Origin of the sequence: Hoeflea sp. 108, assembly GCF_000372965.1 — a bacterium.
In the GTDB taxonomy this organism is placed as follows: Bacteria; Pseudomonadota; Alphaproteobacteria; order Rhizobiales; family Rhizobiaceae; genus Aminobacter.
Window position 1 is genome coordinate 574,442 of sequence record NZ_KB890024.1, and the last position, 19,055, is coordinate 593,496.

A 19,055-nucleotide genomic window follows, 5' to 3' on the forward strand; every position below is an offset into this window, starting at 1 on the left:
AATCGCGGCGCGGATCAGAACCCCTGAGATTCGCGATCAACGGCAAAGTACGGGCCATGCCTCATCGCTTCGACGCCTTCATCTCCCGTCTCGACGCCGCCACCAAGGCAGCTCCGCCATCACGCCTTGTAGGCGACCAGCACCGCTCCCGCCGCGATCAGCGCGACGCCGAGCCAGTTCGCCGGGCCAAGTCGCTCGCCCAGAAAGATGGCGCCAAACACCGCGACAAGAACGACGCTTAGCTTGTCGATCGGCGCCACCTGCGCCGCATTGCCGATTTTCAGCGCGCGGAAATAGCACAGCCACGACGCACCGGTCGCCAGTCCCGACAGGATCAGGAAGGTGTAGGTCTTGGTCGAGATCGTGCCGAGCGCCTGTGCCTGGCCGGTGGCGGTCACGATGCCGGCCAGCACCAGCAAGATCACCACGGTGCGGATCAGCGTGGCGAAATCCGAGTTGATGTTCTCGATGCCCACCTTGGCGAAGATCGCCGTCAGCGCCGCAAAGACGGCTGAAAGCACCGCCCAGAACTGCCAGGATTCGAATGCGGTGTTCATGTTGGCTCCGTGGATTTGAGCTATTGGCTGCTGGATAGTTGCTTGCCCGCCCCTTATCGGTCGCCAGATTTCTGAAATTCCAGCACGGCAGCAGGCGCGATGGCGAACATCAAGGACAAGAATTATTCCATCTCCGACCTTCGCGACAGGCCCGAATTCGCCGAACCCGTCGCCGACCGCATCTGGAATGCGTGGTGGCGCGCGGATGGCCACGAACTCGACTTCATCCAGGGTCTCGTGAACGAGAATTTTGCCTCCACGGACCTGCCCATGGCGCTCGTCGCCCATGACGGCAGTACATTCTTCGGCACCGCCCACCTGATCGAAAACGACCTCGAATCCCGGCCGCAGTATTCACCCTGGGTTGCCGCTCTTTGGGTGGACGAGGTAGCGCGCAAGATGGGAGTGGGCACCGCGCTTGCGCTTGCCACGGCGCAAGCCGCCTTCACCGCCGGCCACGACACCGTCTACCTCTGTGCCAAGCCTCATCTTTCAGGCTACTACGAAGCCATGGGCTGGCGACGCATCGAAGACGACGTCGAAGGTCTCAACGTCTTTGCGATGAAGCAGCAGGTGGTCTGATCAGTGCAGGTGCTTTGAAACCCGCTCTTCCAGCAGACCGACCAGCGCCGGTGCCATGAAGGCGTAGTCGTCGGGGATGTCCAGGCAGACGACACGCGCCTTAAGCGCCTTGCGGAACTTTTGCTGCAGCTTGGCGCGGTGGGCCTTTTCCATGACAAAGATGATATCGGCCCAGGCAACCAGCTCCGCAGTCAGCGGGTTCTCTGCGTCGTGGTTGGTGCCGGCTGACTCGACCTCGATGTCGCGGCGACCGGAAAATATCTGCTCGGCCGTCGGGCTGCGCAACTTGTTCTGGCTGCAGACGAAGAGAACGTTCTTCACTGCAGCCTGCGCCTACCGCGCCAGATCCGCTACGACCGCGTCCAGCACGATCATGCCTTCCGCCGTGGCGCGCAGGCGTGAATTGCCGATCGGCGCCACCAGTCCTTCGCCCTGCAGGATGGCCAGTCGCGCCGATGACAGCGACTTGCCCGAAAGCTGCTCGTAGCGGGCGAGGTCGATGCCCTCGACCAGCCTGAGCCCCATCAGCAGGAACTCGTCGGCCTCTTCCGAGCGGTTCAGCGTCTCGCCGCCGGTGACGCCGTGGCCGCGTTCTTCGACCAGATCGGCCCAGCGTTCCGGCATCTTCTCGGCAATGGTGACGATGCGCCTGCCACCTTCGACGAAGCGGCCATGCGCGCCGGGACCGACGCCGACATATTCGCCGTAGCGCCAGTAGGTCAAATTGTGCCGGCTCTCGGCGCCCGGCCTGGCGTGGTTGGAAATCTCATAGGCCGGCAGGCCGTTGGCCGCCGTCACCTCCTGCGTGATCGCATAGAGTTCAGCCGCGTGCTCGCCGTCGGGTATCTGGAACTTGCCGGCATTGTAGAGCTGGAAGAAGCGCGTGCCTTCCTCGATGGTCAGCTGGTAGAGCGACAGGTGGTCGACGGCATAGCCGATCGCCTGCTTCAGCTCCGCCGCCCAGGCATCGGGTATCTGGCCCGGCCGGGCATAGATCAGGTCGAACGACAGGCGTGGGAAGATTTCACGCGCAAGGCCGATGGCGTGCAGCGCCTCTTCGACATTGTGCAGCCGTCCGAGGAAACGCAGGTCGGCGTCGTTCAGTGCCTGCACGCCAAGCGACACTCGGTTGACGCCGGCCGAACGATAGCCGCGGAAGCGCTCGGCCTCCACCGACGAGGGGTTCGCCTCCAGCGTGATCTCGGCGTTGTTTGCAATTGTCCAGTTGGCGGCAATCGCCTCCAGCACCGCGCCGACGGTCTCCGGCTTCATCAGCGACGGCGTGCCGCCGCCGAGGAACACGCTCGTCACCTCGCGCGGTCCGGTGCGGGCGCGCATCGTCGCAAGCTCGGTCGCAAAGGCGCGGGCAAAGCGCTCCTGGTCGACAGGCTGGTGACGGACATGGCTATTGAAATCGCAATAAGGGCATTTGGCCGCGCAGAACGGCCAATGCACATAGACGCCGAAGCCGGGGGAGCGGTCGAAGGTCACAGGGCTGCCCTCGAAGACTGGCGCTGCCCCTCATTCGGCCGCCGCCACACGGGGGCGGCTCTCGGGTCTCGCCTCGTCCTTTGGGGCCCGGCGATCGGGGAGAAGGACGAAGCTACGGCGTCGCGGCCAGCCTCCTTCGCCCCGTTTACGGGGAGAAGATCCCGGCAGAGGGATGCGGGGCGGCGCTTGCGTTCCAACGACATTCCTCAGGCCGAACCAAGCTTGGCGCGCGCAAACTTCTGGAAGGCGCGCGCCCGGTGCGACAGGGCATCGGCCTGGCCCGGCTTCCAGCCGTGCTTTTCGTCGGCGCTCATCTCGCCGAAGGTCTTGTCGAAGCCTTCGGGCATGAACACCGGGTCGTACCCAAAACCCTTTTCACCGCGCGGCGGCCACACCAGCTTGCCTTCGGCCTCGCCGCGGAAATATTCGGCGTGCCCGTCGGGCCAGGCCAGGCAGATGACGGCGACGAAGCGGCCGCTGCGCTGGTCCGGCGAGCTTGCGCCGCGTTCCTGCATGGCGTCCTCGGTGCGCTGCATCGCCATGGCGAAGTCGCGCGTCCCGTCTTCCTTCTCGGCCCAGTTGGCGGTGTAGACGCCGGGTGCGCCGTCGAGCGCGTCGACCACGAGGCCGGAATCATCCGACAGTGCCGGCAGGTCGGTCGCCTGTGCTGCAGCCAGTGCCTTGATGTAGGCGTTCTGCTCGAAGGTCGTGCCGGTCTCGTCGGGCTCGGGCAGGCCGTATTCCTTGGCCGACTTAGCCTCGAAACCGAACGGCGCCATCAGGTCGGCGAATTCGCGCAGCTTGCCGGCATTGTGGCTGGCGATCACGATCTTCTTGTCGGCGAGTTCACGCATCAGATACCCCATATCCTCGGCTCGGCGATTTCAAGCGAATTGCCCGAGGGATCGCGGAAATAGATGGAGCGGCCGCCGTTCGGCCACTCAAAATCGGCTTCGATGACAATGCCTTGGCCTTCGAGCCGGACTTTCCAGTCATCGATCTCGGCTGCAGTGCCGGCAAAACACAGATGCCCCTGACCCGACCCGCCATGCGGCGGCACCGGCAGCCTTGCGCCCGGCTTCGGCGCTTGCCGCGTCGCCTCGGCGTAAAACAGCAACAGCACGCCCTGGCCGCAGCGGAAGAACACATGCCGCTCCTCCACTTTGGCGATCCGCTCCAGCCCCATCACCTCGCCATAGAATCTCTCCGCAGCATCGAGGTCGCAAACGTAAAGGGCGGATTCGAGGATGGCCGAGGGTTGCATCTAGAACGCCTCCGGAACAGCTACCACAGCGCGAGCATGACCAACCTTGCGGCGGCTTACGCCACCGCCATCTGCTGCAGGTCGACCAGCCGTGCAATGCCCTTGCGGGCGAGGCCCATCAGCTGCAGGAATTCTTCCTCGGAGAACGGCGTGCCTTCGGCGGTGCCCTGGATCTCGACGATGCCGCCCTTGCCGGTCATGACGAAATTGGCGTCGGTGCCGGCAGACGAATCCTCGAGATAGTCGAGATCGATGACCGGCTGGCCGTCATGGATACCGCAGGAAATGGCGGCGACATGGTCCTTCAGCACCTTGTCGACCTTCACCATCTGGCGCGCTTCCATCCAGCGCAGGCAGTCGTGCAGGGCGATCCAAGCGCCGGTGATCGAGGCAGTGCGGGTGCCGCCGTCGGCCTGCAGCACGTCGCAGTCGACGGTGATCTGCTGTTCGCCCAGCGCCTGCATGTCGACGACGGCGCGCAAGGAGCGTCCGATCAGGCGCTGGATCTCCAGCGTGCGGCCGCCCTGCTTGCCAGAGGAGGCCTCGCGGCGCATGCGGTCGCCGGTCGAGCGCGGCAGCATGCCGTATTCGGCCGTCACCCAGCCCTTGCCGGTGTTGCGCATCCAGCCCGGCACCTTCTCTTCAAGGCTTGCCGTGCACAGCACATGGGTGTCGCCGAACTTGACGAGGCACGAGCCTTCGGCGTGCTTGGAGATGTTGCGCTCGAAGGAAACGGCGCGCATTTCGTCGAACTGGCGTTTTGAGGGGCGCATTCGGGTTCTTTCCAGGGAAAATCGTAAACGTTGCCGGCTTGTAGCCCCATGCCGGGTGCAGCGCAAAGGAAAACGGGTCGCAGCGCCCAGGCGGTTGTGTTCGGCCCGGCGCTGTCTATATCATTTGAGGCGGAGACCACGAACAGACATGACCAAAGCGGTTACCGACCCCAGCCTGCAATCCCTCGACATGCGCTCGCGCGACATCTTCCGGCGCATCGTCGATTCCTATCTGCGCGACGGCGAACCCGTCGGCTCTCGCAACCTGTCGCGCATGCTGCCCTCGTCGCTGTCGCCGGCCACCGTGCGCAACGTCATGAGCGACCTCGAACATCTCGGTCTCGTCTACGCGCCGCACATCTCCGCCGGGCGCCTGCCGACGCAGAAGGGGCTCCGGTTCTTCGTCGACGCCTTCATGGAGCTTGGCGATCTCTCCGACGAGGAGCGCCGCACCATCGATGCCCAGGTCAAGGCCTCGGGCGAGGGCGCCACGCTCGAACATATGCTGACCGAAGCCAGCCAGATGCTGTCGGGCATGTCGCGCGGCGCCGGCCTCGTGCTCGCCACCAAGAACGAGGTCGCCCTCAAGCACATCGAGTTTATCCAGCTCGAACCCACCAAGGCGCTTGCCGTGCTCGTCTCGCAGAATGGCGATGTCGAAAACCGCGTCGTCGAGCTGCCGCTCGGCGTCACCGTCTCCCAGTTGCATGAGGCGTCTAACTTTCTCAATGCCCATATCCGCGGCCGCACCCTCGCCGAGGCGCGGCTCGAGATTGCCCGCATCAAGGACGAGACCAAGGCGGCGCTCGACACGCTGTCGCAGCAGCTGGTCGAAAAGGGCCTCGCCGTCTGGGCCGGCGCCGAGAGCGGTCTGCCGGCGCGCCTAATCGTGCGTGGCCGCGCCAACCTGCTCGAAAACGTCACTGCCCAGGCCGACATCGAACTTCTCAAGCACCTGTTCGAGGACATGGAAACCCAGGACGGGCTGATCCAGTTGCTCGACCTCGCCGAGGAAGGCTCGGGCGTGCGCATCTTCATCGGCTCGGAGAACCGGCTGTTTTCGCTGTCGGGCTCATCGCTTGTCGTCGCGCCCTATCGCGACAAGGATGCCCGCGTCGTCGGCGCGCTCGGCGTCATCGGCCCGACCCGGCTCAACTATGCCCGCATCGTGCCGATGGTCGACTATACGGCGCAGCTGATTTCGCGCATGCTGCGCTGACTGCCCAGTCCGCGCCGAGCCAGACCGCCGCAGGTTTCGGAAAGTGCTCTGCGCACTCTCGACAGGGTTGGGCAAACGGCGTTCCAAGGGAGGCCCAGATGGCGCTCGAACAGATCAAGGCCCAGATCGCGGTCCTGTTTCAGGAGATGGTCAACCAGCCCGAGGACGCCCACGAGCTTCAGGAACAGATCCGCGAAAAGCTCGCCGAACTGCGCGCGCAAGGCCTGCCGCTGCCCAAGGACTTAGTCGATCTCGAAAAGCGCCTCGATGAGGATTTTTCGCAGGCCTGAGGTTCAGGCGCTTCCGGTCTTTTCCCCGTCGCCGCCGCTCTTTGCCTCCTCGCCCCAGGTGATCTGGCGGTAGTCGAAGCCATATTCCAGCGTCGGCTTGACGATCCTGAAATAGGGCGACAGGTCGAAGTCGCGCGGCGTGTAGAGCGAATGGTGGCGGATGTGCATGATCTCGCGCCGCATGTAGTTCGACTGGGCCGACGCCCGGCCGGGCGCACGCGTGATCTCGGGCAGGATCGGATAGCGGATCTCGCCATAGGCTTCGGCGATCATCGTCGAGCAGATGGCGCGTGTCGGGTCGCCCGAGCCGAAGGCCAGCATCCGGCGCCGCCAGCGCACCGGCACCGGTGGCGCGGGCATGAAATAGCGCAGCATGTCGAAGATGTTCTTCATGTCGTATTTCAGCCCGAGCCGGGCCAGCATGAAGTCGACCACCTTCTGGCGGTCTTCCGGCGACAGGCCGTTGGCCCGGCAGATGCGGGTGTTGTAGGTGCGGTACTTGGACAGCGGCACCGCAACGCAGCCTTCTCCGAGATTGACTTCGATCAGTCGCGGCCGCTCAGAGCCGTCGGCGGGCTCGGGCAGCGCATCGCCGACATAAAGCGCTGAATGAGACCATGTCGACTGGGTCAGGTACTTGATGACCGCTGAGATGTGCTGGTTGCCTTCGACCAACAGGATGTCGCCAGGCTGCAGTGTCCGCCGCAGCGTCTCGGGATCGGATGGCGTGTAGGGCTGGTAGCCGGAGGATTCGGCCTGCAGCAGCGCCGCCACCCGGCGCCCGAGCCGGTCGAGCAATGTGTCCGTCTTCTGCGTCATGAGCGAAGGACGTAGCACGGGGCAGGCCGGCGAGGCCAGCAGCGTCGACGGCTCTTCTTGAGCCGGCTATTTTCCCGTCGAGGGCTCCGCCTTGCCGTCGGCTGCAGCCTCCGCCAATCCGTCGCGGGCCTTGTGGGCAAGCCGCCGCGCCACGCGCCTCGGCTTCTCCTCGAACAGGTCTTCCGCACTGGTAAGGCAAAGCTTGCGCAGCACCTTTTCCGAGCGCTTCATGACCTTCATCAGCGACTTCTGCTCGGGTGCTTCGTCAAACGGTGCCTCATGCGCCTCGATCAGTGCTCGCATCACGAAGATGTCGTGCAACTCGCCAAGGCTCTCGCCGAGCATGTCGATGCGCTCACGCCGCGGCTTGACCGGCGATGGCCACAGCTTGCGCAGCAACGACAGATGCGCGCCATGGGTCTTCACCGCCTTGCGCAGCTCATGGAAGTCCTCGGCCTCGCCGCGTTCGCGCGCCTGCTCAAGCCCTCTGCGGGCGCGGCGCAGCGTGCCGAGCGCGCCCTCGGCCAGCACGTCGGCGGCAGCTTCGGGGCTGTCGGGCAAGGTGAGCGTCTCAAGCGCGATCCGGCCCACCGTGCATTCCGAAAGGGCGGCGTCGAGGGTGGCGGCAAGCCCTGCCTCGCCATAGGTCGTTTCTGCCCGGTGACGCACCAGCGAAAGCCTGATCGCGCCAAGCCCGGCTGCTTTCGCCTCCTCCGGAAAATCGTCGGCCAGCCTGTCGACGGTCTCGATCAGCGCGCTGGCCTGGCGCGGACCGGCAATCGAGCGCGCGATGTCGCGATAACGGTCGTTCTCGCCTCGGCAGAAAGCCTCCGCCCCTGGGCGCACCAGATGCAGCAGCGCCCTGAGGTTCTTCAGCCGGCGTCGCGCCTTGTGCAAAGCCTTGTCGGGGTCGTCGCGGGCGGCGTCGAGATAGGCGGCGATCTTGTCGAGCTCTTCATGCGCGATACGCCGAACCTCGACTGTGAGAGGTGCGCGCGGATCGATGCGAAAGCTCATGCAACCGCCTCCGGGACGTCGCCAAGCGCCAGCGACGAGTTGTAGTATTCCGCCTCGCCGGTGACCTCGCGGCCGAGCCAGCCGGGCAGCATGGCGGCCGGAACCTGTTCCGGCGTCTCCAGCTCGACGATGATCAGCCCCGACAACGCGCCATGGAAAACATCGACCTCGTAGAGATGGCCCCGGTGGCTAACATGATGGCGTGTCTTCTCGATGACATTGCCGATGGCGAATTCTTCCATCGTTGCCGCGTCCGACAGCGGGATCGGATATTCGAACTCGTCGCGCTCGCGGCCTTGCTCGCCGAATTTCAGCGTCAGCTTGGCCTTGACTCCGTCGGTGACGCGCACGCGCACGCTGCGGCCGCTGTGCGACGCCAGATAGAACTGCCGGATTTCGAGCTTGTCCGACACAAGGGTGCGCCACTCCGGTCCATTTACCAGAAACTTGCGTTCGATCTCCTTGGCCATGGGCGGCAGTAAAGCGTGTGGCGGGGCGCGACGCAACACTGATCTTGACATTAATCAATCGATTGATTAAAAATAATGGCATGAACAAGCCGCGCAACGTCGCCCAGCAGGCGGTCTCCGCCGCCGACGCCACCCGCACGTCCCTGGTCATGGCGGCGCTCAGCCTGTTCGGACGCCAGGGCTTCGACGGCACCTCGACGCGCCAGATCGCGGCCGCGGCTAATGCCAACATCGGCTCCATCGCCTATCATTTCGGCAGCAAGGAAGGCCTCAGGCTGGCAGCCGTCGACTACATCGTCGACACCATTCAGGCAGTCGCCGCCCAGGCTCTGGGCAGCACCACGCTCAGTCAGCCCGATCCCGCCAGCCCCGCCGAGGCTGAGGCGCAGATAGAGGCCGCTGTCGAGCGCATGGCCGGTTTCATGATCGCCCGTCCCGAGGCTGGCGAGATCGTCCAGTTCGTGCTGCGTGAACTGTCGACGCCGACCGATGCGCTCGACCGCATTTATTCCGGCGTGTTCGAGCCGGTGCACAGGCGCCTGTGCCGGCTGTGGGCCGCCTCGACTGGCGAGACGGCCGAAAGCGAGCACACCCGCATCACCGTCTTCATGATGATCGGCCAGGTCGTTTATTTCCGCATCGCCCGCGCCGCCGTCGTCAGGCGCATGGGATGGCCCGACATCGGCCCGGCCGAAGCGGCCAAAGTCATCGCCATCGCCAAGGAAAACGTCGCGGCCATCATCGCCGCGCGGAAGGCAGGAAAGCCATGAGCATCCTCTGTTCCATCCCGTTCGCCGCCTCGCTGTTTTCCGCGTGCGCGGGGCCCGCGCCGCTCGCCGTTGGTTATGTCGAGGGCGATTATGTACTGCTCGCTCCCATCGAGGTGGCGCAGGTCAACTCCATCGCCGTCCGCCGCGGTGACCGCGTCGAGGCCGGCAAGCCGGTGGCGATGATGGAAGCCGCCGACACCGACATCGCCGTTGCCCAGGCGGAAGCCGCCCTGGCCCAGGCGCAGGCCCAGCTCGCCGACCTCGGGATCGGCAAGCGCCCGGAAGAAATCGCCGTGCTCGAGGCGACGCTGCGCTCGGCCCAGGCCCAGGCCGACGAGGCTCAGCGCACGCTGACCCGCACCCAGGACCTCACCAAGAGAGGCGTCGCCACTCAGGCCCAGCTCGACGATGCCACCACCCAGCTCGAGCTCGCCCAGGCAGCCATCGGCCAGGCATCGGCCAATCTTGCCGTCGGCAAGCTGCCGGCGCGCCCCGAAGCCATCAAAGCGGCCGAGAATGCCGTCAAGGTCGCCGAACATCAGCTTGGCCAGGCCCAGTGGCGCCGCTCGCAGCGCACCATCGCCGCGCCGGCGCCTGGCCGCATCACCGACGTCATCCGCAACCCCGGCGATCTCGCCGGCCCGTCGGCCCCTGTACTGTCGATGTTGCCCGACGGTGCGGTCAAGCTGACGGTCTATGTGCCCGAGGCCGATTTCTCGTCGGTCAGGATCGGCTCGCTGCTCAGCGTCAATTGTGACGGCTGCGCTCCAGATCTCAAGGCACGCGTCAGCTATGTCTCGCCCGATCCCGAATTCACCCCGCCCGTCATCTATTCGCTCGAGAACCGCCAGAAGCTCGTCTACCTCGTCGAGGCACGGCCGGTGGATCCCGTGTCGGTGCTGCAGCCGGGGCAGATCGTGGATGTGGCGTTGGAAAAGAGCGAATAGCGAATAGTGAGTAGCGAATAGGGCGGGTCTAGGTCGGAACAGGTCATGGCAATCATTCTCTACTCACTATTCGCTATTCCCTATTCGCCCGCTGCCAGAGGCAGCATCCAATGAACGCCATCGACGTCAAGAATCTCGTCAAGCGCTATGGCGGCCGCGCCGTCGTCGACCATGTCACGATGTCGGTCGCCGAAGGCGAGATCGTCGGCTTCCTCGGCCCCAACGGCTCGGGCAAGACCACCACCATCCGTATGATGTGCGGCCTGCTCACTCCCGACGAGGGCGAGGGGCAGGTGCTTGGCTACGACCTGCGCAACGAAGGGCTGAAGATCAAGCGCGAAGTCGGCTACATGACACAGAAGTTCTCGTTCTATGAGGACCTGACGATCGGCGAAAATCTCGAATTCGTCGCCCGGCTCTACAAGCTCCGCCCGGTCGAGACCTATGTCGCCCGCACGCTGGAGGAGCTTGGGCTGACCTCGCGCCGTAACCAGCTCGCCGGCACGCTGTCGGGCGGCTGGAAGCAGCGTTTGGCGCTCGCCGCCTGCATCATGCACGAGCCGAAGCTGCTGCTGCTCGACGAGCCCACCGCCGGCGTCGATCCCAAGGCGCGACGCGAGTTCTGGGACGAGATCCACAAGCTGGCGCGTGGCGGTCTCACCGTGCTGGTCTCCACCCACTATATGGACGAGGCCGAGCGCTGCCACCGCATCAGCTACATCTCCTATGGCAAGCTCCTGGCAACCGGCACGGTCGACGAGGTCGTGCGCAATGCCGGCCTCACCACCTTCGTCGTCTCCGGTGCAAGGCTTGACCAGGTAGCTGCAGAACTCGAGGGCCGGCCGGGCGTCGATCAGGTCGCGCCCTTCGGCAACACGCTCCATGTCGTCGGCTCTGACAGGGCCGCGCTGGAAGCTTCGCTCGCCGATCTCGCGGGCCGCGAAGACATCAAAGTCGAGCCGGGCGAGACCAGCCTGGAGGATGTCTTCATCCAGTTCATGGCCGGCTCGAAGGACAACATGTCATGAAGAGCATCGCCAATGGCCTGTTCTCCTTTGCCCGCCTCGGTGCGCTCCTGGCCAAGGAGTTCATCCAGATGCGGCGCGACCGCATCACCTTCGCCATGATGCTCGGCGTGCCACTGGTGCAGCTGGTGCTGTTTGGCTTCGCCATCAACAGCGACCCCAAGAGTCTGCCCGCCGCGCTGTTGACGATGAGCAACGACCAGTACACCCGCGCCATCGTCGCCTCGCTGCAGAACACCGACTATTACCGTTTCGACTATGTGGCAAAGACTGCCGCCGAGGCCGAGGAACTGATGGCCAGCGGCGCGGTCGCCTTCGTCGTCACCATCCCCGCCGATTTCGGCCGGCGGGTGGTTTCCGGCAACCAGCCGCAGATCCTCATCGAGGCCGATGCCACCGATCCCTCCGCGTCCTCAGGCGCGGTGTCGACGCTCGGCACGGTCGCCAGCCAGGCGCTGCTCAGGGCCCAGGGTATGCAGGCGGCCGCTGCCGAGCAGGCCAAGAGCCAGCTCCAGGTCGTCGTCCATCGCCGCTACAATCCCGAGGGCATCTCGCAATACAACATCGTGCCCGGCCTGCTCGGCGTCATCCTGCAGATGACCATGGTGATGATGACGGCGATGGCGCTGACGCGCGAGACCGAGCGTGGCACGATGGAAAACCTCTTGGCGATGCCGGCGAGCCCGGCTGAGATCATGCTCGGCAAGGTGCTGCCCTACCTCGTGGTCGGCGCGGTCCAGGTGACGGTCGTGCTGGTCGCCTCCAAGCTGATGTTCGCCATCCCCTTCGTCGGCTCGCTGGCACTGCTCCTGTCGGCCATCCTGGTGTTCGTCATGGCGCTGGTGCTGCTTGGCTACAGCATCTCTACGGTCGCCCGCACCCAGATGCAGGCGATGCAGCTCACCTTCTTCTTCTTCCTGCCGTCGATCCTGCTTTCGGGTTTCATGTTCCCCTATCGCGGCATGCCCGACTGGGCCCAGGCGCTGGGCGAAATCCTGCCGTTGACGCATTTCCTGCGCATCATCCGCGCCGTCATGCTCAAGGGCGCCGAACTGCCCGCCGTCGCCGGCGAGATCGCCATCCTCGGTGTCTTCGTCGTGGTCTTTGCCGCCCTTGCCCTGTTCCGCTTCCGCCGCACGCTCGACTGAGCTCTTGCACCCGCGACCGGTCTGCTGGAACCTTCGGCAGCCAGGCTGAAACATGACGTCGCAGGATGCGGCTGAAAAATGGCAGCTGAAGCGGTTGAGTTGCATTCGTCAGGATGCCGCCCCTTTGGCTTCACGCATACCAGGGGAGCTGGCAGGATGTCGCGCAGGGTAATGGCACTGGTTGCTGCAGCATTTGTCGCCGCCGTCTCATTTGGCGGCGCAGCGGCGTCCAGTTCCGATCTCTACACCACCGTCACGGTCACCAGCGGCACCGCACCCGAGCGCCGCGCCTTGGGCTTCGGCAATTGCTTCCGCGACATACTGGTCAAGGTGTCGGGCGACCAGCGCGTGCTGGCCGAACCTGCGGTGGCGATCGAGGCTGGCAGGGCAGGGGAGCTGATTTCAACCTTCGCCTTCCGCGACCGGCTTTCCGGCGTGCCCATGCATGACGAGCAGGGCAGCTACGACCGCCCGCACGACCTCACCTGTGTCTTCGACCAGGCAAAGCTCGACGCCTTCCTGGCGACGCTGGGACGCAAGCCATGGCTCGAACGCCCGCGCCTGGTCGCTATGGTCGGCATCCGCGACATGAAGGGCGCCGAGAGCCTGCTCGCCGCCGATGCCGTCGCTCCACGGGACCAGGACATGCGCACGTCCCTTGCCGCCGCCGCCGAAAGGCAGGGGCTCGAACTCGTGCTCCCCAGCCAGGCGGCGCTGGTCGCGGCCCATGCTGATATCGGCAAGCTGCCCAAAGCCGATCCCGTGACGATGTCCAGCCTTGCTCGTGCGGCCGGTGGCGACATGACATTGGTCGGCACGCTCGTCTGGAACGACAAGGCGCTCGGCTGGGTCGCCGAATGGCACATCGCCGGCCAGCCCACGGATTGGAGCACATCAGGCGTCGGCTTCGACGATGCCTTCCGCAACGGCCTCGGCGGCGCGGCCCAGGTGTTGTCGGGGAACGAGGCACGGAAATAGAGCTGCCTGCGTGGTGCCTGTCAGACACCCTGATCCTCCCCGCGAGGGGAAAGCGGATCTTGGTTGGGTTTCGACCGATGAATCCGAAGCTACTGGGATCGTGGAGACGGGGTGCTGCGCGCGTCTCCTTGCGCTTTGCAGGAAGGGTGCAGGGGCGGGCGTCTGCACGCGCCACGTCTGAAGACGATGCATGACGCTCCTGCAAAGGGGAAGACAACACGCCCGGAGATCACCCCAGCAGCGATCGTATCCGCTTCTTGCCGCCGGCCTTGCGCCAGGCGTTGAAGCGGTGCGTGGCCGCGGCGAACGAGATCTTCATCGCCCGCGCCACCGAGTAGCGCGACTTGCCCTCGTCAAACATGCGGTAGCAGCATTCGACGCCCTGTTCAGTCAGTTTTCCGTCGCCACCCTTGTTGTGTGGGTTAGCCGGGTCGAACATCTCGGTTGGTTGCCGCAGCATGTCCTTAAGGCGCTGCAGATCGGCTTCGATGCTGGCGATCAGCTCGAGCACGGGCTTGGTATCGAATTGCGGGGTCTTCTGCTTTGCCGTCATGATCGCCTCTATCCTGTGAAGTTAGGCAATATAGGCGAACATTGCCCTATAACAAGGAAGGCGATCCTCGATATCTGCGCCTGCGGCAAAAAAATGCGGAAGGCGTTCCTGCTTGTTGACCGCGCCATCCTCAGCTTCTAGTTTAGAATTATTCTAAACTGAGGAATCAGCATGCTCTCCCGTGTCTTCGGCTTCGGCCGCCGCGCCTTCGAGTCCCTGTCCGAACAGGAGATCCTCGCGCTCGCCATTTCCTCGGAAGAAGACGATGCCCGCATCTACCGCGCCTATGCCGATGGCCTGCGCGACGAGTTTGCGCAATCGGCCAAGGTGTTCGACGCCATGGCCGAGGAGGAGGACGGCCACCGCGCCGCCCTCATCGAACTGCACCGCGCCCGCTTCGGCGAGCGCATCCCGCTGATCCGGCGCGAGCATGTCCGCGGCTATTACGAGCGCAAGCCCGACTGGCTCGTGCGTCCGCTCGGCATCGACAAGGTCCGCGACCAGGCCGAGGAGATGGAGCGTCAGGCCTATCGCTTCTATGTCGAGGCGATGAAGCGCACGAGCGATGCCTCGACCCGCAAGCTGCTCGGTGACCTTGCTGCCGCCGAGCAGGGCCACGAGTCGCTCGCCCAGCGGCTGGGGGACAAGCTCGTGCCCGAGAACGTCAAGGACGAGGAGAGGGCGGGCGAGCGCCGCCAGTTCATCCTGACCTATGTCCAGCCGGGCCTCGCCGGCCTGATGGACGGCTCGGTGTCGACGCTGGCGCCGATCTTCGCCGCCGCCTTCGCCACCCAGGACACTTGGCAGACCTTCCTCATCGGCTTGTCCGCCTCTGTCGGCGCCGGCATCTCGATGGGCTTCACCGAAGCCGCCCATGACGACGGCAAGCTGTCGGGACGCGGCTCTCCGCTCAAGCGCGGCCTGGCGTCGGGCATCATGACCGCAGTCGGCGGTCTCGGCCACGCGTTGCCCTATCTCATCCCGCATTTCTGGACCGCCACCACGGTGGCGGCAATCGTCGTGTTCTTCGAACTCTGGGCCATCGCCTTCATCCAGAACCGGTTCATGGAAACCCCCTTCCTCCGCGCCGCCTTCCAGGTCGTGCTCGGCGGCGCATTGGTCTTTGCCGCTGGCGTGCTGATCGGCAACGCTTAGCGGGCACGGCATCGCCGTCTGGGCTGCCGGCCATCTCCCCCTCGAGGGGGAGATGGGGTTCATCGCCGGTGGCATTTGACCTGCAAGGTCATGGGCTTTGCCACGTTGGTGATTGTCGCGAAGTCAATGGCGGCATGATCTCGCCGTTGAGGGAGAGATGCCCGGCAGGGCAGAGAGGGGCGCAAAGGAACGCGACCTATCCATGCGCAACCCTGCTGTCTGCAGGCGCCTCCGCCCGCTCGGTGAGCCCATAATCCCGCACCACATGCGCAATTCGCAGCCGGTAACTCGCAAACACCCCGCCGCGCCCGGCGCTCTGCGCCTGGCGATGCTCTTCGGTCGTGCGCCATGCCTTAACCGCCTCCTCGTCGCGCCAGAACGACAACGACAGCAGGTGGCCGGGGTAGGCGAGGCTCTGGAAGCGCTCGATGGAAAGAAAGCCGTCGATGCCATCGAGCAGCGGCCGGAGGTCTGCGGCGATGCCGAGATAGGCATCACGCTGTCCTTCCGCCGGTTCCACTTCGAAGATCACGGCGATCATGGCTTCACGCTTTCCTGTTGCTGCATGATCCCCGTCCGAAAAGTCTGCAGCTTTTCGGGGTCATGCAAGGCCGCATGCGGTCCCGAGGCCAGCTTCAGGAACACGCGATCCTCCCTGAGGATGAATTTCTCCCGCCGCGCGAACTCGTAATTCTCGCGACCCAACGGGTCCGCCGCCAGCCTTGCCCGGTAGGCCTCATAGGCCGCCAAGCTGTCGATGTTGTACACACCATAGGCCGTTGTCGCCGAGCCCTCATGCGGCGCGAAATAGCCGATCAGGTCGGCGCCGCAGCGCGGGATCGCCTGGCCCCAGTTGCGGGCATACTCTTCGAACGCCGCCTTGCCGAACGGTTCGATCTGATAGCGGATGAAGCAGGTGATGGTCATCTTGGTCTCCGGAAATGTTGGCAACGCTTCGATCGGTATCGAAGCGTCGGGTCGAAAAGACGTGCTAGCGCCAGAATGGTTTTGCGACTTCATGCGTCACGTCGCGGCGGCAAAGGCCGATGTCGTCGAGCTGGTCGTCGGTCAACTCGGAAAGGTCGAGCCGTTGCAGATGCCGGTCGTAGCCGCGGCAGAGAAACGTAAGCACCCGGCCGAAGACGCCGAGCGGCAGACGCTTCGGTGCGGTGGCGAATTCGGTTTTCGTCGGCATGGCGAACTCCTTTGTCTGGCCGGAGACTACGCCTTGCCTGACGAGAATGCTTCGACTAGCATCGAACCATGGAGGTAGCCGTGCTATGAAGGAAGGTCCCGACATCGCCCGCATCGCCAGCCTGGTCGGCGATCCGGCGCGCGCCAACATGCTGACCGCTCTGATGGATGGCGGTGCGCTGACGGCGAGCGAACTGGCGCTCGAAGCCGGCGTTTCGCTGCCCACGGCCAGTTCGCATCTCGCCAAGCTGATGGACGGCAAGCTGCTGACGGTGGCAAGCCAGGGCCGGCATCGCTACTACGCGCTGTCAGGCACCGAGGTCGCCAACATGATCGAGGCGATCAGCGGCGTCGCCGCCCATTCCGGACCGAAGCGTGCGCGTCCTGGCCCGCGCGACAAGTCGATGCGCGAGGCCCGCGTCTGCTACGACCACCTTGCCGGCGACCATGCGGTGGCGATGTTCGACCGTTTCCTGGTCGACGAGATCATCGTCCGCAATGGCGAGGAAACCCGGCTCGGGCCGGCCGGCCCGGGCTTCTTCGCCGCCATCGGCATCGATACCTCAGGCCTCGGCCGATCGCGCCGGCCGATGTGCCGCGCCTGCCTCGACTGGAGCGTCAGGCGTTCGCACCTGGCAGGCTCGCTCGGCACCGCCATCCTCGACAAGATTCTTGCAGAGAAATGGGCGCGCCGCCCTGCCGGCAGCCGCGTCGTCGAATTCACCCCGCCCGGACGCAAGGCCTTCGAGAAACTCTTCCTCGCCTGAAGCCGGATCTGCCGCCGTAGCCTGTCAACCACCTCTGTCGATGTAACCGTGCGCCGAAACCTGTGGACAGTTCGGCGACAATGCACCGTTACTTGTGTGGTCCAAAAGGCACATCTTAACCAATGCCGCCTGATCCGGCCTAAATGCCTAGAAAAAAACACTATTCAGCCGCGATCGGCCGCATTTTCACACGAAGATTAACATCGCGTTCACCGAAGATTCACAACCGCCGGCTATGATCGCTTTCACGTTCGGGACGAGCCCCGGGCGGACAGGGATAAGAACAATGGCTATCTGGAACCAACTCACTCACGCCGCTGTGGCGTTTCGCGAATTCATCGCCCCGACCTATCGCCCCGAGCGCCACTACATGCGCGGCCCGGGCCCGGCTTGTGCCCGTCGCGAGCACCAGCTTCATACCCGCGTGACGATCCACTGATTATGACCGTCACCTCGCGCCACGAAAGCCGCAAATCGCGGCCGACAACCGACCACCGTAGCACCACGCTGCGCGGCGAACGCCGCGCTTTGTCCACCCGCCTTTAAAGGTCTTGCGGCACCGCGCGTCCAATCGGACGCGCAAAGACGCTGCACACCTTGAACCCTGCCGCGGCGAAAGTCCGGCGTCCACGCCCCCACATCGCTGCACCGCCGCCTGCCGGAACTCCAATTCCGGCCAGCGGCAGCGCCTTGGCGCGTCAGTCCGAAAGCCCGACGGGCCTTCGGATCGCTGTCTCACCACATCTCGTGCTGGACGTTCAGGTCCTTGATCACCGGCACATCGCGCAGCATGGCCGAGACGCGGGCGATTTCGGGCCATGCCCCCTCCGCCTTGCGCGGCTCGGGATGCCAGCACACCAGCATCAGCAGATAGATGTCGGCGATCGACATGCGCTCGCCTGCCAGCCACAGCTTGCCTTCCAGCGCCTGGTCGACGATGCCGAAGCCGCGATCGACCTCGGCCAGCGCCGCCGCCTTCACCGCCTCGATGCCGTCGGGATCGGCCGTGTAGCGCGGCGCGTAATAGATGCGCAGCAGCGCTGGATACATCACCGAAGTCATGAACGTCATCCAGCGCAGGAAGTCAGGCCGGTCGGGTGCATCGGCTGCTGGCGCCAGTCCCGATGCCGGGTAACGCTCGGCGATCAGTTGGCACATCGCTGCCGACTCGGTCATCGCTCCGCCTTCCGGCAGCACCAGCGCCGGCACCTGGCCGAGCGGACTGATCTCGCGGAACCGCGTGTCGGGATCGACGCCCTTGACGACATTGGTGCGTTCGAACGGTGCCCCCGCCAGTTCCAGCGCGGCTTCGACCGCAAAACCGCCGCTGCCGGCGCGCGTGTAGAGCTGGTACATTCTCATTCCCCCTTTCCGGCATCTTAGCCGGCGATCCTGGCGCATCGGCCCGAAGATCGGAATCGATTTTCGGAAAGCACGATGCCACAGATCCAAACATTTCGAGCGTCCCTGGTGCGTCCGTTCGGACGCACTGCGCTCTAGTTGGCACGCCCGACGCAGGCTGCTCAAGCGTGGCATGCACTCGCCAGCCGGCTATTTTCACCGGGCCAGCCGATCCATTGCCGCTCTCTTGCAAAAAGTTTCGAACGGCTGTCGAAATCGCCTCGGCCAGCGCGACATCAGTTCAGCCCGCGATGATGCGGTGCTGGCAAACGCAGGAGACGACCATGCAGTACATGCTTCTCATCCACGTCGACGAGGCCGCGATGGCCGCAACGCCCGCTGACAAGGCCTATGAAATGGCCGCACCCTACATGGCCTATAACGAAGCGTTGATCAAAGCCGGCGCCATGGTCGGCGGCGAAAGGCTGACCCCGTCGTCCACCGGCACGGTCATCCGCGTCCGTGGCGACAAGACCGAGGTCCTCGACGGCCCCTTCGCCGACACCAAGGAACAGCTCGGCGGCTACTACATCATCGAGGCTCCCGATCTGGACGCCGCGATCAACTGGGCGGCGCGCTGCCCTGGCGCCAGCACCGGCACCATCGAGGTCAGGCCGATCTGGAAGACACGCTGA

The 19,055-nt window shown here is 64.7% G+C and carries 25 protein-coding genes and 1 pseudogene; 12 read left to right on the forward strand and 14 right to left on the reverse strand.

Annotation, left to right across the window (positions count from 1 at the left end; all coding sequences use genetic code 11):
• Positions 1-119: 119 nt before the first annotated feature.
• Positions 120-557: an EamA family transporter gene (locus B015_RS0102780; RefSeq protein WP_018426132.1), complete on the reverse strand. Its 438-nt coding sequence runs from the start codon at positions 555-557 to the stop codon at positions 120-122.
• Positions 558-656: 99 nt separating this feature from the next.
• On the opposite strand from B015_RS0102780, the gene B015_RS0102785 reads away from it, so the two are divergent.
• Entirely contained in the window at positions 657-1,139 is a 483-nt protein-coding gene (locus B015_RS0102785; RefSeq protein ID WP_018426133.1) for a GNAT family N-acetyltransferase, read from the forward strand.
• Here B015_RS0102785 and B015_RS0102790 read toward each other — a convergent pair whose 3' ends face one another.
• The 5 genes from B015_RS0102790 to rph all read right to left on the reverse strand — a co-directional run bounded on the left by B015_RS0102790 (position 1,140) and on the right by rph (position 4,667).
• On the reverse strand, positions 1,140-1,460 hold the full coding sequence (locus B015_RS0102790; RefSeq protein WP_018426134.1) for a low molecular weight protein tyrosine phosphatase family protein: 321 nt from the start codon (positions 1,458-1,460) through the stop codon (positions 1,140-1,142).
• A gap of 12 nt (positions 1,461-1,472) precedes the next feature.
• Positions 1,473-2,630, reverse strand: coding sequence for a radical SAM family heme chaperone HemW (hemW, locus tag B015_RS0102795; protein ID WP_018426135.1), 1,158 nt, complete (start codon positions 2,628-2,630; stop codon positions 1,473-1,475).
• Positions 2,631-2,836: 206 nt separating this feature from the next.
• Entirely contained in the window at positions 2,837-3,484 is a 648-nt protein-coding gene (gene rdgB, locus B015_RS0102800) for an RdgB/HAM1 family non-canonical purine NTP pyrophosphatase (RefSeq protein ID WP_018426136.1), read from the reverse strand.
• Positions 3,484-3,894 (reverse strand): VOC family protein, encoded by a 411-nt coding sequence (locus B015_RS0102805; protein WP_018426137.1) that lies wholly within the window; start codon positions 3,892-3,894, stop codon positions 3,484-3,486. The genes rdgB and B015_RS0102805 overlap by 1 nt, the downstream gene beginning before the upstream one ends.
• A 56-nt stretch (positions 3,895-3,950) precedes the next feature.
• Entirely contained in the window at positions 3,951-4,667 is a 717-nt protein-coding gene (gene rph / locus B015_RS0102810; RefSeq protein ID WP_018426138.1) for a ribonuclease PH, read from the reverse strand.
• A gap of 148 nt (positions 4,668-4,815) precedes the next feature.
• Here rph and hrcA point away from each other — a divergent pair, with 148 nt between their 5' ends.
• Together hrcA and B015_RS0102820 are read left to right on the forward strand one after the other, a co-directional pair.
• Complete coding sequence (gene hrcA / locus B015_RS0102815) at positions 4,816-5,886, forward strand: heat-inducible transcriptional repressor HrcA (RefSeq protein WP_018426139.1); 1,071 nt, start codon at positions 4,816-4,818, stop codon at positions 5,884-5,886.
• A 98-nt stretch (positions 5,887-5,984) separates the two neighbouring features.
• Complete coding sequence (locus B015_RS0102820; protein ID WP_018426140.1) at positions 5,985-6,176, forward strand: hypothetical protein; 192 nt, start codon at positions 5,985-5,987, stop codon at positions 6,174-6,176.
• A 3-nt stretch (positions 6,177-6,179) separates the two neighbouring features.
• Here B015_RS0102820 and B015_RS0102825 read toward each other — a convergent pair whose 3' ends face one another.
• The 3 genes from B015_RS0102825 to B015_RS0102835 all read right to left on the reverse strand — a co-directional run bounded on the left by B015_RS0102825 (position 6,180) and on the right by B015_RS0102835 (position 8,482).
• The gene (locus tag B015_RS0102825) at positions 6,180-6,995 is read right to left on the reverse strand and encodes a YiiX/YebB-like N1pC/P60 family cysteine hydrolase (RefSeq protein ID WP_018426141.1); all 816 of its coding nucleotides are present in this window, start codon (positions 6,993-6,995) and stop codon (positions 6,180-6,182) included.
• 66 nt (positions 6,996-7,061) lie between these two features.
• Complete coding sequence (locus B015_RS0102830) at positions 7,062-8,012, reverse strand: CHAD domain-containing protein (RefSeq protein WP_018426142.1); 951 nt, start codon at positions 8,010-8,012, stop codon at positions 7,062-7,064.
• Positions 8,009-8,482, reverse strand: coding sequence for a CYTH domain-containing protein (locus tag B015_RS0102835; protein ID WP_018426143.1), 474 nt, complete (start codon positions 8,480-8,482; stop codon positions 8,009-8,011). Before B015_RS0102835 ends, B015_RS0102830 begins: the two co-directional genes overlap by 4 nt.
• An 80-nt stretch (positions 8,483-8,562) precedes the next feature.
• On the opposite strand from B015_RS0102835, the gene B015_RS0102840 reads away from it, so the two are divergent.
• From B015_RS0102840 to B015_RS30315, 5 genes are all read left to right on the forward strand, one after another.
• Positions 8,563-9,252, forward strand: coding sequence for a DUF1956 domain-containing protein (locus tag B015_RS0102840; protein WP_018426144.1), 690 nt, complete (start codon positions 8,563-8,565; stop codon positions 9,250-9,252).
• Positions 9,249-10,199 (forward strand): HlyD family efflux transporter periplasmic adaptor subunit, encoded by a 951-nt coding sequence (locus B015_RS0102845; RefSeq protein WP_018426145.1) that lies wholly within the window; start codon positions 9,249-9,251, stop codon positions 10,197-10,199. The genes B015_RS0102840 and B015_RS0102845 overlap by 4 nt, the downstream gene beginning before the upstream one ends.
• Before the next feature lie 110 nt (positions 10,200-10,309).
• Positions 10,310-11,227: an ABC transporter ATP-binding protein gene (locus B015_RS0102850; protein WP_018426146.1), complete on the forward strand. Its 918-nt coding sequence runs from the start codon at positions 10,310-10,312 to the stop codon at positions 11,225-11,227.
• The gene (locus B015_RS0102855; RefSeq protein WP_018426147.1) at positions 11,224-12,372 is read left to right on the forward strand and encodes an ABC transporter permease; all 1,149 of its coding nucleotides are present in this window, start codon (positions 11,224-11,226) and stop codon (positions 12,370-12,372) included. Before B015_RS0102850 ends, B015_RS0102855 begins: the two co-directional genes overlap by 4 nt.
• Positions 12,373-12,528: 156 nt before the next feature.
• Positions 12,529-13,350, forward strand: coding sequence for a DUF2066 domain-containing protein (locus B015_RS30315; protein WP_040455947.1), 822 nt, complete (start codon positions 12,529-12,531; stop codon positions 13,348-13,350).
• Between the two features lie 229 nt (positions 13,351-13,579).
• On the opposite strand, the gene B015_RS0102865 is transcribed toward B015_RS30315, so the two are convergent.
• A complete protein-coding gene (locus B015_RS0102865; RefSeq protein WP_018426149.1) occupies positions 13,580-13,903 on the reverse strand; it encodes a hypothetical protein in 324 nt (107 codons plus the stop codon).
• Between the two features lie 171 nt (positions 13,904-14,074).
• Between B015_RS0102865 and mbfA the strand changes: the two genes are divergently transcribed.
• Positions 14,075-15,058, forward strand: a complete 984-nt coding sequence (gene mbfA / locus B015_RS0102870; RefSeq protein ID WP_018426150.1) for an iron exporter MbfA — start codon at positions 14,075-14,077, stop codon at positions 15,056-15,058.
• A 196-nt stretch (positions 15,059-15,254) separates the two neighbouring features.
• On the opposite strand, the gene B015_RS0102875 is transcribed toward mbfA, so the two are convergent.
• The 3 genes and pseudogenes from B015_RS0102875 to B015_RS30320 all read right to left on the reverse strand — a co-directional run bounded on the left by B015_RS0102875 (position 15,255) and on the right by B015_RS30320 (position 16,253).
• Positions 15,255-15,599, reverse strand: a complete 345-nt coding sequence (locus tag B015_RS0102875) for an antibiotic biosynthesis monooxygenase (protein ID WP_018426151.1) — start codon at positions 15,597-15,599, stop codon at positions 15,255-15,257.
• Positions 15,600-15,655: 56 nt separating this feature from the next.
• Positions 15,656-15,985, reverse strand: a pseudogene (locus tag B015_RS0102880) (NIPSNAP family protein); the annotation flags it as partial.
• Between the two features lie 64 nt (positions 15,986-16,049).
• The gene (locus tag B015_RS30320) at positions 16,050-16,253 is read right to left on the reverse strand and encodes a DUF1127 domain-containing protein (RefSeq protein ID WP_018426153.1); all 204 of its coding nucleotides are present in this window, start codon (positions 16,251-16,253) and stop codon (positions 16,050-16,052) included.
• An 85-nt stretch (positions 16,254-16,338) separates the two neighbouring features.
• Between B015_RS30320 and B015_RS0102890 the strand changes: the two genes are divergently transcribed.
• Together B015_RS0102890 and B015_RS33500 are read left to right on the forward strand one after the other, a co-directional pair.
• The gene (locus B015_RS0102890) at positions 16,339-17,019 is read left to right on the forward strand and encodes a winged helix-turn-helix domain-containing protein (RefSeq protein WP_018426154.1); all 681 of its coding nucleotides are present in this window, start codon (positions 16,339-16,341) and stop codon (positions 17,017-17,019) included.
• A gap of 286 nt (positions 17,020-17,305) precedes the next feature.
• Complete coding sequence (locus B015_RS33500; RefSeq protein WP_085941109.1) at positions 17,306-17,458, forward strand: hypothetical protein; 153 nt, start codon at positions 17,306-17,308, stop codon at positions 17,456-17,458.
• A 296-nt stretch (positions 17,459-17,754) separates the two neighbouring features.
• Here B015_RS33500 and B015_RS0102900 read toward each other — a convergent pair whose 3' ends face one another.
• Entirely contained in the window at positions 17,755-18,381 is a 627-nt protein-coding gene (locus tag B015_RS0102900) for a glutathione S-transferase family protein (RefSeq protein ID WP_323848120.1), read from the reverse strand.
• Positions 18,382-18,704: 323 nt separating this feature from the next.
• Between B015_RS0102900 and B015_RS0102905 the strand changes: the two genes are divergently transcribed.
• Entirely contained in the window at positions 18,705-19,055 is a 351-nt protein-coding gene (locus tag B015_RS0102905; protein ID WP_026226818.1) for a YciI family protein, read from the forward strand.

Coding starts and splice junctions, on each gene's coding strand:
- B015_RS0102780 (WP_018426132.1), bottom strand. CDS start 557: ATGAACACCGCATTCGAATCCTGGCAGTTCTGGGCGGTGCTTTCAGCC.
- B015_RS0102785 (WP_018426133.1), top strand. CDS start 657: ATGGCGAACATCAAGGACAAGAATTATTCCATCTCCGACCTTCGCGAC.
- rdgB (WP_018426136.1), bottom strand. CDS start 3,484: ATGCGTGAACTCGCCGACAAGAAGATCGTGATCGCCAGCCACAATGCC.
- B015_RS0102805 (WP_018426137.1), bottom strand. CDS start 3,894: ATGCAACCCTCGGCCATCCTCGAATCCGCCCTTTACGTTTGCGACCTC.
- rph (WP_018426138.1), bottom strand. CDS start 4,667: ATGCGCCCCTCAAAACGCCAGTTCGACGAAATGCGCGCCGTTTCCTTC.
- hrcA (WP_018426139.1), top strand. CDS start 4,816: ATGACCAAAGCGGTTACCGACCCCAGCCTGCAATCCCTCGACATGCGC.
- B015_RS0102820 (WP_018426140.1), top strand. CDS start 5,985: ATGGCGCTCGAACAGATCAAGGCCCAGATCGCGGTCCTGTTTCAGGAG.
- B015_RS0102825 (WP_018426141.1), bottom strand. CDS start 6,995: ATGACGCAGAAGACGGACACATTGCTCGACCGGCTCGGGCGCCGGGTG.
- B015_RS0102830 (WP_018426142.1), bottom strand. CDS start 8,012: ATGAGCTTTCGCATCGATCCGCGCGCACCTCTCACAGTCGAGGTTCGG.
- B015_RS0102835 (WP_018426143.1), bottom strand. CDS start 8,482: ATGGCCAAGGAGATCGAACGCAAGTTTCTGGTAAATGGACCGGAGTGG.
- B015_RS0102840 (WP_018426144.1), top strand. CDS start 8,563: ATGAACAAGCCGCGCAACGTCGCCCAGCAGGCGGTCTCCGCCGCCGAC.
- B015_RS0102845 (WP_018426145.1), top strand. CDS start 9,249: ATGAGCATCCTCTGTTCCATCCCGTTCGCCGCCTCGCTGTTTTCCGCG.
- B015_RS0102850 (WP_018426146.1), top strand. CDS start 10,310: ATGAACGCCATCGACGTCAAGAATCTCGTCAAGCGCTATGGCGGCCGC.
- B015_RS0102855 (WP_018426147.1), top strand. CDS start 11,224: ATGAAGAGCATCGCCAATGGCCTGTTCTCCTTTGCCCGCCTCGGTGCG.
- B015_RS30315 (WP_040455947.1), top strand. CDS start 12,529: ATGTCGCGCAGGGTAATGGCACTGGTTGCTGCAGCATTTGTCGCCGCC.
- B015_RS0102865 (WP_018426149.1), bottom strand. CDS start 13,903: ATGACGGCAAAGCAGAAGACCCCGCAATTCGATACCAAGCCCGTGCTC.
- mbfA (WP_018426150.1), top strand. CDS start 14,075: ATGCTCTCCCGTGTCTTCGGCTTCGGCCGCCGCGCCTTCGAGTCCCTG.
- B015_RS0102875 (WP_018426151.1), bottom strand. CDS start 15,599: ATGATCGCCGTGATCTTCGAAGTGGAACCGGCGGAAGGACAGCGTGAT.
- B015_RS30320 (WP_018426153.1), bottom strand. CDS start 16,253: ATGCCGACGAAAACCGAATTCGCCACCGCACCGAAGCGTCTGCCGCTC.
- B015_RS0102890 (WP_018426154.1), top strand. CDS start 16,339: ATGAAGGAAGGTCCCGACATCGCCCGCATCGCCAGCCTGGTCGGCGAT.
- B015_RS33500 (WP_085941109.1), top strand. CDS start 17,306: ATGGCTATCTGGAACCAACTCACTCACGCCGCTGTGGCGTTTCGCGAA.
- B015_RS0102900 (WP_323848120.1), bottom strand. CDS start 18,381: ATGAGAATGTACCAGCTCTACACGCGCGCCGGCAGCGGCGGTTTTGCG.
- B015_RS0102905 (WP_026226818.1), top strand. CDS start 18,705: ATGCAGTACATGCTTCTCATCCACGTCGACGAGGCCGCGATGGCCGCA.